Origin of the sequence: Algoriphagus confluentis (assembly GCF_036245625.1) — a bacterium.
GTDB lineage: Bacteria > Bacteroidota > Bacteroidia > Cytophagales > Cyclobacteriaceae > Algoriphagus > Algoriphagus confluentis.
Map to the genome: position 1 here is coordinate 176537 of NZ_BTPD01000009.1, position 12462 is coordinate 188998.

General features: G+C 45.8%; 11 protein-coding genes and 1 tRNA gene. 6 read left to right on the top strand and 6 right to left on the bottom strand.

Annotated features, from left to right (window positions below; genetic code table 11):
* Positions 1–22 precede the first annotated feature (22 nt).
* The 4 genes from AAA943_RS14940 to AAA943_RS14955 form a co-directional block, all read right to left on the bottom strand.
* Positions 23–1963 carry a ComEC/Rec2 family competence protein gene (locus tag AAA943_RS14940; protein WP_338225071.1) on the bottom strand — a complete coding sequence of 647 codons (1941 nt, stop codon included), beginning with the start codon at positions 1961–1963 and terminating at the stop codon, positions 23–25.
* Between the two features lie 85 nt (positions 1964–2048).
* Complete coding sequence (locus AAA943_RS14945) at positions 2049–2621, bottom strand: DUF3575 domain-containing protein (RefSeq protein ID WP_338225072.1); 573 nt, start codon at positions 2619–2621, stop codon at positions 2049–2051.
* Positions 2622–2655: 34 nt separating this feature from the next.
* Positions 2656–3090, bottom strand: coding sequence for a GNAT family N-acetyltransferase (locus AAA943_RS14950; RefSeq protein WP_338225073.1), 435 nt, complete (start codon positions 3088–3090; stop codon positions 2656–2658).
* Positions 3062–4048: a PhoH family protein gene (locus tag AAA943_RS14955; protein ID WP_338225074.1), complete on the bottom strand. Its 987-nt coding sequence runs from the start codon at positions 4046–4048 to the stop codon at positions 3062–3064. The genes AAA943_RS14950 and AAA943_RS14955 overlap by 29 nt, the downstream gene beginning before the upstream one ends.
* Positions 4049–4152: 104 nt before the next feature.
* Between AAA943_RS14955 and AAA943_RS14960 the strand changes: the two genes are divergently transcribed.
* The 3 genes from AAA943_RS14960 to AAA943_RS14970 all read left to right on the top strand — a co-directional run bounded on the left by AAA943_RS14960 (position 4153) and on the right by AAA943_RS14970 (position 5374).
* Complete coding sequence (locus AAA943_RS14960) at positions 4153–4923, top strand: SAM hydrolase/SAM-dependent halogenase family protein (protein WP_338225075.1); 771 nt, start codon at positions 4153–4155, stop codon at positions 4921–4923.
* Positions 4923–5222, top strand: a complete 300-nt coding sequence (locus tag AAA943_RS14965; protein ID WP_338225076.1) for a putative quinol monooxygenase — start codon at positions 4923–4925, stop codon at positions 5220–5222. Before AAA943_RS14960 ends, AAA943_RS14965 begins: the two co-directional genes overlap by 1 nt.
* 68 nt (positions 5223–5290) lie before the next feature.
* Positions 5291–5374 (top strand) — tRNA-Leu (locus AAA943_RS14970).
* 334 nt (positions 5375–5708) lie between these two features.
* On the opposite strand, the gene AAA943_RS14975 is transcribed toward AAA943_RS14970, so the two are convergent.
* Positions 5709–8234 (bottom strand): ABC transporter permease, encoded by a 2526-nt coding sequence (locus AAA943_RS14975; RefSeq protein WP_338225077.1) that lies wholly within the window; start codon positions 8232–8234, stop codon positions 5709–5711.
* Positions 8227–8904: an ABC transporter ATP-binding protein gene (locus tag AAA943_RS14980; RefSeq protein ID WP_338225078.1), complete on the bottom strand. Its 678-nt coding sequence runs from the start codon at positions 8902–8904 to the stop codon at positions 8227–8229. The genes AAA943_RS14975 and AAA943_RS14980 overlap by 8 nt, the downstream gene beginning before the upstream one ends.
* 250 nt (positions 8905–9154) lie before the next feature.
* Here AAA943_RS14980 and AAA943_RS14985 point away from each other — a divergent pair, with 250 nt between their 5' ends.
* The 3 genes from AAA943_RS14985 (at position 9155) to AAA943_RS14995 (ending at position 12460) form a co-directional block, all read left to right on the top strand.
* Positions 9155–9841 (top strand): arylesterase, encoded by a 687-nt coding sequence (locus AAA943_RS14985; protein WP_338225079.1) that lies wholly within the window; start codon positions 9155–9157, stop codon positions 9839–9841.
* A gap of 168 nt (positions 9842–10009) precedes the next feature.
* Positions 10010–11752: a GMC oxidoreductase gene (locus tag AAA943_RS14990; RefSeq protein ID WP_338225080.1), complete on the top strand. Its 1743-nt coding sequence runs from the start codon at positions 10010–10012 to the stop codon at positions 11750–11752.
* 3 nt (positions 11753–11755) lie between these two features.
* Entirely contained in the window at positions 11756–12460 is a 705-nt protein-coding gene (locus tag AAA943_RS14995) for a gluconate 2-dehydrogenase subunit 3 family protein (protein WP_338225081.1), read from the top strand.
* Positions 12461–12462 lie beyond the last annotated feature (2 nt).

Here is a 12462-nt window from a genome sequence, read left to right on the forward strand (position 1 = left end):
AATGCCAAGGTCAAAAAAGAATTCAGAAAATCACCTGAAAGCTACTTTCTTCAAAGGAACTGCCAGTGGATATCTGATCTGATTTCTCTTCCATTCCTTTAAAATAGCGAATCGATCTAGGCTTTTCCCCATTCCAGAAAATCCTTTTTTGATCAGGAGAAAAAGAAAAACCATATCCGGGAACACTAAAAATTGAATCTATATGGGTTGTTTTCAAAGATCCCGGATAGCAACTTCTTCCTTCTTGAATACGATTGGGATCGATAGCAAAGCCAAGCTGATCCGGAGGAAAGCTTTGATTCCAAACCAAGGTTTGGCTTCCGGATTGCAGTTCGAAAAGAAGCCCTTTTTTCCCTGAAAAAACCCACAGAGACCTGGAAGGCTTGCTCCATTCGAGGACCAATCCATCAGCAATCCAAAAAGCCCAAGCAAAAATTAAAAGTGCGGTTAACTTCCTTCGGTCTCCCCATTCCCAATTCCCCCAAATCAAAAGAACCATCCAAACCAAGAGCATTCCGGAAATGGAGATGGTGAGTCGGTCAAAGCTCCCAATAGGAAAACTTTGGAATCCCTCAGCCACCCAAATCTGAATTCGGATCAATTGATCAATCGTCCAACCCAACACCTCTCCTATTCCCTCGATCCAGCCAAAAGCTAAGAAAGGCAACCCAACAGCCATGATCAGAAAAGCCAAGGGTACTACCAAAAGATTGGCGAAAAGAAAATAGGTGGGGAATAAATGAAAGTAGTATACAGAAAGAGGAAAAGTTGCCAACTGGGCGGCTATACTCACCGCCGCCAATTGCCAGAAGTACTCTAAAATCCGGTTGGGAGGAAGCCACCATCTCACAATCAGGGGTTGTAAACCCACAATCCCCGCTACAGCGGCATAGGAAAGCTGAAAGCCGATTTCAAACAGCACATCAGGATCCCAAGCGATCATGATCATGGCAGAAAAAGCCAGAATATTCCAGATCGATGGTCTCCGCTGCCTCATTTGCCCTACCGAAAACAGGGAAAACATTGTAGAAGCCCGGACCACTGAGGGAGAAAGGCCAGTCAATGCCGCATAAATCCAGATAATCGCAATCACAGCAATCAAATACATTTTCTCGGGTTTTCCTTTGAGCTTTATAAGGCGAAGAGGGAAAAGCAAAACCAAATAAATGATCCCGACATGCAGGCCTGAAACGGCCAGAATATGCATGGTTCCAGTCTCTGCATAAGAATTCCGCAGGGTTTTATCCAGGTTTTCTTTTTGTCCCAAAAGAAGGGCCTGAGCGATCTGCTGAGAAGAAGCCGAGGAAACTTTGGTTTTTATCAACTGAGAAAAAGAGTCCCTGAGTCGATCCTTGGCAAATCTTCCGGAACCAATCGGCAAAGCGTCCAAAATCTTGAAGTTCTTCCCGATAAACTGTCGATAATTGATTCCTTTTTTGGCCAAGAAGTCCCGGTAATCAAACTCATTGGGAAATTCAGGAGGTTCAATCATTTCTGGAGTTTTGGAAATAAAAACCAAGTCACCCGGACTTATCCGAACGGTATCCTGATGGTAGACCAATACCTTTCCTTCTCCCTTTTTCCAGCCGCTCGAGTCCCTGATTGCAAGAATCCGCATCAGATTTTCCCGGGAACTGGGCTTATCAGCATCAAATTTTTGAGCCTCTGCCAAGTAGCCGAGGACTTCAGGAGAAAATGAATTTAAAGGTTCTGGATTGGACTTTTGATTCCAAAGAGAAAGAGCAAAGCCGGTCAAAATCAATTGGATATAGGCTAAAAGCGCAAAAGGGGGACGAAATCCACTGTTTTTCTTAAAGAGGAAAATCAAATAAACCACCCAAATTGATTCCAATAGGACAAGGGCTGGAGCAAAAAGTAACTGAAACGGCAAAATCTTTCCGAGAAGAATTCCGGCTATCAAAAAGGGCAGATAGCGTAAAAATGGAAAGTCGCCAAATCTCATGATCTGAAAAATTAAAGCTTTAATTTATAAAAATTAGGCAAAAAAAAGAACCCTAGCGGGCTCTTTTCCTATCGATTCATTGATCTTAGAATCGATATCCAAGGCTAAAGCCTCCATTGAGTTCAATTGAGGCGAATTTATCATTCACTGCTTCGCTGAAATTTCTGGCAACACTAACATAGGGTCCAAAGGCAAATTGTTCGGAAACTTCAAATTTATACCCCACACCTGCACCAAAAATGAAAGCCGTCATGTCTGTAATCACTACTCCTCCATCACCCGGCTCCTCAAAGTCCCCAAACCGGAACTTCATAAACGGATAGAGATGAAATCTTCCGTTGGAATTATCACCAAAGTAAAAATTCATGCCTGCCTGTACAGCGTTGGTTTTGTAATTTTTACCATTGCCCTGACTGTTGTATCCAAAACGGTCATTGATATGGAGCTGAAGATCGAGTGAATGATTTTCGCTCAAAAAACGCTCGTAACCTACCTCGAAAGACCCCAAAAGGATCAAATTGAGGAAATTGATTTTTACCTCATTTTCAAAATTACCCAAGTTGGGATTGGAAGAAGAGGAGGATGAAATCACCTGCTGGGCATTGACCATGCTGACAGTCATTCCCACAAAAAGGAGAGAAAGGAAAATTTTTTTCATTTGTTCAAAATTTGTTAACTAAATACGACAAGGATTAGGCCAATTGCATTTTGAAGTGCTGAATGCGGCATTCTTCAAACATTTCACCTACTTTTTTGAATCCGAATTTTGAGTAAAGTGGAATTGCATCTAATTGAGCATGAAGATACTTTACTTTTCCGTTAGAATTTGTATCCAAGCTGATATCCTTCAATACAGCTTCGACCAAAGCTTTCCCCACTCCCTTTCCACGAGCCTCCTTCAGCACGGCAAACCTCTCGAGCTTGATTCCATTCTCGGTAAATCTCCATCTTGCCGTCCCCACTGGTTTCCCGTCTAATCTAGCGAGAAAATGAGTCGAACTTTCTTCAAACTGATCATACTCGTCTGCTTTGCTTACTTTCTGCTCAATTACAAATACCAGTTCGCGGATTTTGACGGCTTCTTCAAATACGGAGGTATCAAAGATTTTTTCGACCCTGAGACTCATGACGCAGCTGATCTTTTTCCTCCTGATTTTTTTCGTAGGCCTCGATTATCGCTTTCACCAGTTTGTGTCGGATGACATCTTTTCCACTTAGATTGACAATACCAATTCCCTTGACCTCTTTGAGAATCCTTAATGCCTCGGATAGGCCGGATTTCTGGCGTACCGGCAAATCCACCTGAGTTTGGTCCCCGGTGATAATCACCTTGGAATTAGGCCCCATTCGGGTCAAAAACATCTTGATCTGCTCACTTGTGGTATTTTGAGCCTCATCCAGGAGTACAAAAGCATCGTGGAGCGTTCTTCCTCTCATGTAGGCCAAAGGCGCAATCTCAATCACCCGGGTTTCTTGATAATACTTGAGTTTTTCGGGTGGCACCATGTCCTGAAGGGCATCATAAATCGGTCTCAGGTAGGGGTCCAATTTTTCCTGCAAATCTCCAGGCAAAAATCCCAGATTTTCCCCTGCCTCCACTGCCGGGCGGGTGATTATGATTCGCTTGACCTCCCGATTTTTTAAAGCTCTCACGGCCAAAGCTACAGCGATATAGGTTTTTCCTGTCCCAGCCGGTCCCAAGGCAAAAACCAAATCATTTTTCGCCGCTGCTTCCACCAGCTTTCGCTGATTGGGAGACTTGGGTTTGATGACCAGTCCTTTGTTCCCAAAGACAATCACCTGATCTCTACTGGCTTCTGCGAAAGGTATCCCCTCCATATCGAGGTAGTCTTTGACATTTTCGGGAGTGAGATGACCAAATCGGTCAAAGTGCTCCAAGAGCAAATTGATCACATCATTAATCCGGAGAATTTCCGGAGCACCTCCCTGAATACGGATTTCATTCCCTCTGGAAATGATTTTACTTTGGGGAAAAGCCTGTGAAAGTTGCCTGATGTTTTCATTGGCAGCACCCAAAAATTCAGGCAACGGGATATGTTCTAATGTAATTACTTTTTCGACCAAACTGATTTTTGATTTTGATAAGCCACAAGGGCAAAAGAAGAAAATTTCTATTTTTGTTCGACCCCTTACAAACAAAATTACACAATTTTAATAGACTTGCTCTTATGGCATTGGTTACTTTCCTCTCAGATTTCGGGGACCAAGATTATTACGTACCGGCTGTCAAAGCCAAAATGCTTTCCATTAATCCACAGTTGAATATCATTGATATTTGTCATCACATCGAGCCTTTTGAGATCGAGCATGCTGCTTTTTTGCTGAAGTCCGTTTTTCGTGAATTTCCCAAAGGCACTGTTCACCTTGTAGGAATCAATACTGCGGAAGATTTGACCCAAGGATACATGGGAGCCAAACTTGAGGACCATATTTTTATCTGTCCAAATAATGGTATCCTAAGTCTGATTACCGAGCAGGAACCCGGAATTATGGTGCAGTTTGCTGACATTCACCTGCAGGACACTCCCTTTCCAACCAAGGATATTCTTGCCCCAATCGCAGCAAAAGTGGCTAGTGGAGCTGCAATCCATGATTTTGGAGGTCCGCTAAAGGGCTTCCGCAAGCTCATGTCCCGACAGGCCAAAGCTACGCGGGAACACATTTTGGGCCATGTGATCCGAATCGATCGCTATGGAAATCTGATCACCAATATTCAGCGGGATGTATTTGAAAAGCTCAATCCAGGCAAATTCACCATTCAATTCGGCAGAGAATCAGTCCAACGCCTCCAAAAAGGCTATGGACAGGTAGAACTTGGCGATCCCTATGCCTTTTTCAATAGCTTGAACCTATTGGAAATCGGAATCAATCACGGCCATGCAGGTAATCTGCTCGGTTTGAAGCGGGATAGTGTAGTATATATCAATTTCCAAAACTAATGCTGACTCGAATCGTCCGTATGGTTTTTCGCCCCGAAGAGGTCTCATCATTTCTGGAAAACTTTGAAAAAAACAAAAAAGCGATCCGAAATTTTCCGGGATGCCATCATTTGGAGCTGTGGAGGGATTTTACTGAAGAAAATATTTTCATGACTTACAGCTATTGGGAAAGCGAGGAAGCACTAAACAAGTATCGTGATTCTGAGCTCTTTAAATCTGTATGGAGCTATACCAAGACCCTTTTCGCAGAAAAGCCACAGGCTTTTAGCGTAAAAAAATTGCATGAAGTCGAAAAATGAGTTTGTAGGAAATCATTTTTGTTTTCATATTTGCAGCCCGTTCGGCAAGGAACGGAAACAATTGAAATGCCCAGGTGGCGGAATTGGTAGACGCGTTGGTCTCAAACACCAATGAGGTTACACTCGTGCCGGTTCGACTCCGGCCCTGGGTACATGACAAAAGCTCACAGAAATGTGAGCTTTTTTTGTTTCAGCCTCTTGCTGGCTGAAGCTTTTCCAAAGTTTAAATCTTAGGAAAAGTCTTGTTGAGCCGATCGATACACTTTCAGATTGCATACTTTTTTGATTAAATATCATGCAAATTGAAAGTTTGACTTTCAATTTGCATGGAGTTTAATTTTCTACCGCCACTAATCTCCCCAAAAACCGATCACTCAAAACCGTCAACCCGAAAACAAGAATGGATAGGATCATAGGGTTGGCTCAAACCATCGATTAGGTACTGGATAATATCAAAAAAGCCCCCTTTCGGAGGCTTATTTGGTTTTATCCATTCCCGCGGAGAATCTCCATCGGAGGCTGATTGATGATTCGACGCCCATTCAGCCAGCCCAACACAATTGTCAGACCGGTGATGGCTAAATAAATGATCAATCCTTCCTTCCAAGCCAAGCTGAAATTCATCTCGAAGACAAATTCTCCTAAAAGGAAGGTGGCCATAAACGAAAGTAAGATTCCAGAAAGAGAAGCCAAGCTTCCCAAAAAGAAGTATTCCAAGGTATTGATTACTCGGACGATGCCCGAGCTTGCACCCAAAGTCCGCAAAAGGATACTTTCCCGCATCCGCTGATACTTGGAGATAATCAGCGAGCTGATCAGCACCAATATCCCTGTGGCAATGGAGAAAAAAGCCATAAACTGGATTACAAAGCTGATTTTGCCCAAAATATCCTCCAAGGTCTCCACAATCGTCCCGAGATTGATGATAGAAATATTCGGAAACTCCCGGACGATCTCTGACTGCACATCGGCAGCTTGACGGTCGTTTTGGGTTTTGGTGATGATCACATGGAATTTGGGGGCCTGTTCCAACACGCCACTCGGAAACAGAACCAGGAAATTGGTAGAAACCTGATTAAACTTCACATCCCGAAAGCTGCCGATGTAGGTTTTGATCGGTCGACCTTGGACATTGAAGATCAGCTCATCGCCGATTTTCAGTCCATTGCCTTCTCCAAATCCCTTTTCCAGCGAAACAAACACACTGTCACCCTTAGCGCCCAAAGGGATCAGTTCGCCTGAAGTCAGGGTTTCGGAAGAAATCAAGGTATCCCGATAAGTTACCCGAAACTCCCGGTTGTACAGCCAACGACTGTAATTCTCCTCGTCTGAAAGGTCTTCATTTTTCCGCTTATCTATTCCATTGATCTCGTTGAGCTGCATGGTCACAATGGGTACCTCCTGAATGATTCTCATTTTTTGGCTGCTTATCCTTGACTTGACGTCCATAAGCTGAGGAGTTTGAATATCAAACATCAGCATATTCGGCTGATCTTCCTTATCGGCAAACTTGGCCTCCTCCAGCAGTTGGTTTTGGAGGAAAAAGAGCGTACTGATCATCGCCGTCCCCAAACCAATCGTGGCAATCAATGATATCGTCTGATTGTTTGGCCGATAAAGATTAGCCAAAGCCTGCCGCCAAGGATAGCTGAGTGTGATCGGAAGAAACCTGCGAACTGCCCACATGATCAACTTCCCTACTCCCCAAAGTGCTCCAAAAGCCACCAAAACAAAGGCCGTAAAACCTATAGCCCAGGCCACCTGCTTCAAAAGGTAAAAGCTAAATCCAAAGATAAAGAGTAAAATCCCGACGATTACCGCCCAGCGGGCCGGGTCCTTAAGCAAGGTGGAATCGGCAGTTTCCGGTCTCAATGTAGCCATTGGAGAGACATTCCTGACCTTCAAAAGCGGAAGCAACGCAAACAGCACACTGACCAAAAGTCCAGTCACCAATCCAAATCCCACCGACTGCCAGGAAATCCCCACCGTCACCTCCACTGGAAGGAAATCCGCAAAAACCGCCGGAAGAACAAACTGGAGCAAGGTTCCTAAAATCGACCCGATCAAGGCTCCGAAAAGTCCCATCACCACGATTTCGACCAAATAAATCATCAATACATCCCGGGAAGCCACACCCAAGCACCGAAGAACCGCCACAGAGGCAAGCTTTTCTTTAACAAAAACATTGACTGCTGAGGCGACACCCACACAACCCAGAAGCAGGGCGATGAAAGCTACCAAGCTCAGGAAGTTGGACAAGTTGCCGAAAGAACGACCGGTGGATCTCTTTCTATCCTCGACGGTGTCAGCATCTACCCGATCGATCTCCCATTGATCCTCGTAGGGCTTGATCAGTTCTTCCACATCTGTACCGGGAGTAAACTGCAAGTATCGATTGTACTCCACCCTGCTTCCGTATTGTACCAGCCCGGTTTCCTCCAGGTAGGCCATGGGAATATAGACTGCAGGAGCTACGGTGGCTGTGATCCCTGTCTGACCGGGGACTTTTTGGAGTTCGCCAACGATTTGGAACTTTACCGCCCCAACCTTGATCGAGTCACCGACTTGTGCATCAAACTGCGCCATGAGCGTCTTTTCCACCAAGGCTTTTTTGCCTCCACTTCTAAAATCAGCATCTCCTTCTGCAGGCACGGTTTCCAATTTTCCATAAAAAGGAAAATCTCCCTCCAAAGCCCTAACCTGAGTCAGTCGGCTGGCATCTTTGGCAGGAAAAGCCACCATGGAAGCAAAATTGACCTCAGAAGCCAGCTGTATGGCTACCGAATCCAAGGCTTGATCGCCAAGAGGCTTATTATTTTCCAGTACCAAATCCGCTCCCAAAAGCTCCTTGGCCTGATTATCTATGTCTTTGACTAGATTTTCCCCAAAGCTGCTGATCGCAACCAATGCAGCTATCCCAACCACGATGGAGGACACAAACAGCAACAGGCGGGAGAGATTTTTGCGAAAATCCCGCATCGCCATTTTCAAAATCCAATTGAAATCAGGCATGGGCGTCCTCCTGTATTTTACCTCCCTTGATATGGATGATTCTTTGGGTTTTGGCAGCCAGGTCCAAGTCATGTGTCACCAAAACCAGAGTGGTTCCTTTTTCCTTATTCAGGTCAAAAATCAATTTTTCGATCATCTCTCCCGTTTCGGTATCGAGATTTCCGGTGGGTTCGTCTGCGAAAAGAATTTTCGGCTCATTGGCAAAGGCACGGGCAATCGAGACCCGCTGCTGCTCACCTCCGGAGAGTTGGGTGGGATAGTGCGTGGCACGATCTCCAAGTCCTACTTTTTCCAAAAGCTCTTGGGCTTTTTGACGCGCATCTTTTCTTTTTTTCAGTTCCAGGGGAACCATCACATTTTCCAAAGCGGTCAGCGTAGGCAGAAGTTGGAAGTTTTGAAAAATGAACCCCACATCTTGGTTTCGCACCGCTGCACGCTGATCCTCATTGAGATTTTCAAGAGCCTTGCCGTTTAAGACCACCGATCCGGTCGAGCCGGAATCGAGTCCTGCGCAGAGTCCCAAAAGAGTAGTCTTTCCACTACCAGAAGGCCCCACGATGGAAATGGTCTCCCCTGCTTGGATTTCAAAATTGACATTTTCCAAGACAGTCAGTTTGCGGTTGCCGCTTTGATAGGTCTTGGAAAGATTGCGAATAGCTAGTATGTTCATGGAATGTAAATAGGCGATAAGTAGAAAAGAAACGCGGTTGAGGCCAATTGGTTAGCCAAATTAAAGTCTGACACTTCAACCCACGTAAAGAAAATAAAATTCCCCGGCATGGGCCAAGCCGACTCGACAGACGGGGAGATTTGCTCGACCAACGAGGAAAAAGCTATTTTTAAAGAAAATTTCAGACTTTGGAGATGCCAATCTGAACCTTTTTCTCAGAATTCCTTTCTAAAGGTAAATCACTCAAAAAATGAAAAGACAAAAGTCCACCCTTGCGCTTTTACTGCTCCTGTTCACTTCAATGGTTCTATTTTCCTGCGGGGGAAATTCATCGGAAACCCAAACTGCAGAACAGACAGAGACCACGTCTGAAAGTCAGGAAGAAAAGCAAAAGGTAATTCTGTTTTTCGGAAATAGCCTTTCTGCAGGCTATGGCATCGACCCGGAGGATGCTTTTCCGGGGTTGGTTCAGGCTAGACTGGATAGCTTGGGTGAAAACTTCAAAGTCATCAATGGAGGGCTGAGTGGGGAAACCACTGCGGGTGGTTTGAGCCGGTTGGATTGGTTTCTGGAAGAGGAACCTTACATTTTCGTACTCGAACTGGGAGGAAATGATGGGTTAAGAGGCATACAGCTGAGCGAAACGAAGAAAAATCTGCTTGCCATCATCGACAAAGTCAGCGCGAAATATCCAAACACCAAAATCATTTTGGCAGGGATGCAGATTCCACCGAATATGGGTCAGGAATATACAGATGAGTTTATGAAAATCTATCCTGCCGTAGCAGCTGAAAAGCAAGTCACGCTGATTCCCTTCCTTTTGGAAGGCGTAGCTGGAAATCCCGAGTTGAATCTTCCTGATGGAATTCACCCGACAGAGGAGGGTCATCAGATTGTATTTGGGACGGTTTGGCCTTTTATAGAAGAAAATATCTAATCAATAAATAGCCTCTGTAATTGGAGGTTATTTTTTTGAGACGATTATTTAAATTGAACGGAGGCAAGAAATAACCTACCCTCAAGCGTTATTTTCGAAATTGGGAAAATTGACTTCCATTCACGAAAATTTTACTCTATATTTTCGACTTCATTAAAATTTTTAAAAATGAGCTTTCAAATCAAAGAAACCCCAGACAGCTACGATGTGATCATCGTCGGTTCTGGTGCTGGAGGTGGGATGGCCTCCAAAATCCTCTCTGAGGCAGGCTTGTCCGTGGCCGTGGTAGAAGCAGGCGGGGATTTCGACCCTGCCAAAGAGGAAGACCGGACTCAGCTTCGTCCCCCTTGGGAATCTCCCAGACGGGGAGCAGGTACCCGGATTCGCCCCATGGGTGATTTTGATCAGGCCATAGGAGGATGGGATATTGAGGGAGAACCCTACACCCGCAAAGACGGAACTTCCTTTGACTGGTTTAGATCCCGAATGGTCGGTGGACGAACCAACCATTGGGGTAGAATTTCTTTGAGATTTGGGCCTAATGACTTCAAGCGTGCCAGCATTGACGGCATGGGGGATGACTGGCCGATTGGCTACGAGGATCTCAAGCCGTACTACGATCGAGTGGACAAACTGATTGGGGTCTTTGGCTCCAAAGAGGGGATATTTAATGAGCCAGATGGATTTTTCCTTCCACCACCCAAGCCAAGACTTCACGAATTATTTATCAAAAAAGGAGCGGACAAGGCAGCCATCCCGATGATTCCGGGGCGTCTTTCCATGCTCACCCGACCGATCAATAACGAACGGGGAGTTTGCTTTTTCTGCAATCAGTGCAATCGTGCCTGTCAGGCCTATGCGGATTTCTCCGCTGGGACCTGCTTGATCCACCCTGCCATGAAAAAAGGAAAAGTGGATCTCTACACCCACTCCATGGTGCGTAAGGTCACTACCAACGATCAGGGATTGGCGACAGGAGTGTCATTTGTGTCCAAGATCGACATGAAAGAATACAAGCTAAAGTCCCGAGTGGTCGTCCTGGGTGCTTCTGCCTGCGAATCTTCCCGAATACTGATGAACTCCAAGTCCAAATCCCATCCCAATGGGATCGGAGGAGATTCGGATGCCTTGGGAAGATACTTGCACGACTCCACCGGAGCAGACCGGATGGGCATCATGCCTGACCTTATCGATCGGGATCGCTACAATGAAGACGGCGTGGGCGGCATGCACATGTACACCCCTTGGTGGCTGGACAATAAAAAGCTGGACTTTGCCCGCGGATATCATATTGAATATTGGGGAGGTATGGGACAGCCCGCCTATGGTGCCGGGAACGGAATGGATACCATGCGGAAATACCTCAAAGACGAATTTGGTAATCCAAGTCCTGCAGGAGGCTATGGAGAGGGATTGAAAAAAGATATCCGCAGAATCTATGGCTCCACGCTGGGAATGTCCGGTCGAGGGGAAAGCATACCCCAGTACAGTAACTACTGCGAAATCGACCCGAATGTGGTAGACAAGTACGGAATCCCGGTCCTTAGATTCCACTACAAGTGGACCGATCAGGAAATCAAGCAAGCCAAGCACATGCAGGATACATTCGAAGAGATTCTGACCAATGCTGGAGCGATCCTCTTGGGCAACAAGCCCGGACCGGAAACCATGTACGGACTGGCCGCACCGGGAAGAATCATTCACGAAGTGGGGACAACGAGAATGGGAAACAACCCCAAAACCTCCGTGCTCAACTCCAACTGCCAAGCACACGACTGCAAAAACGTATTCGTAGTGGATGCGGGACCATTTGTATCTCAAGCGGACAAAAACCCAACCTGGACTATTCTCGCTCTTTCTTGGAGAACCTCAGATTACATCGTTGACCAGTTAAAACAAAAAAACATCTAAGCCATGAACAGAAGAGAAAACCTCAAATTGCTCTTTACCGGCTCCGTGGGAGCGGGTTTGTTGCTGACCGGCTGCGAGCCGGAGCAGGTGGCTATACAAGGTCAGGTAATTAATGGAGGCACACCGGGTGGGCGCACAGAGGAAGAAAAGGCGAGGGATGCCCGTTTGCTTTCGGAGACATTTTTCACCGAGGAAGAAATGAAAAAACTGAACACACTGGTTGATATCATCATGCCCGCTGATTCAGAGTCGCCTTCTGCGACTGATCTGAAAGTCCCGGATTTCATCGAATTCATGATGAAAGACCAGCCCGGAATGCAGACCCCCATGCGGGGCGGGCTGATGTGGCTGGATTTTGAAGCGGATGAGCTCTTTGGAAAAAAATTCAATGACTTGTCCAAAGAAGAAGTTATCCAAATCGTGGACTTGGTCGCTTGGCCGGAAAAAGCCACCGAGGCTTATTCAGGTGGCGTTCGGTGGTTCAATATGCTTCGAAATTTGACCTGCTCAGGCTATTTCTCTACCGAAGCCGGCTGGAAATACATGGGCTACATGGGCAATAAAGCCAATGTCTGGGACGGCGTCCCACAAAATGTATTGGACAAACATGGACTTTCCAACCCTGAAAAATACCTAAGCATCTATCTCAAGCCTGAGGAAAGAGGCAAGGTGGCAGAATGGGATGAAGAAGGGAATCTGATTGGATAAGC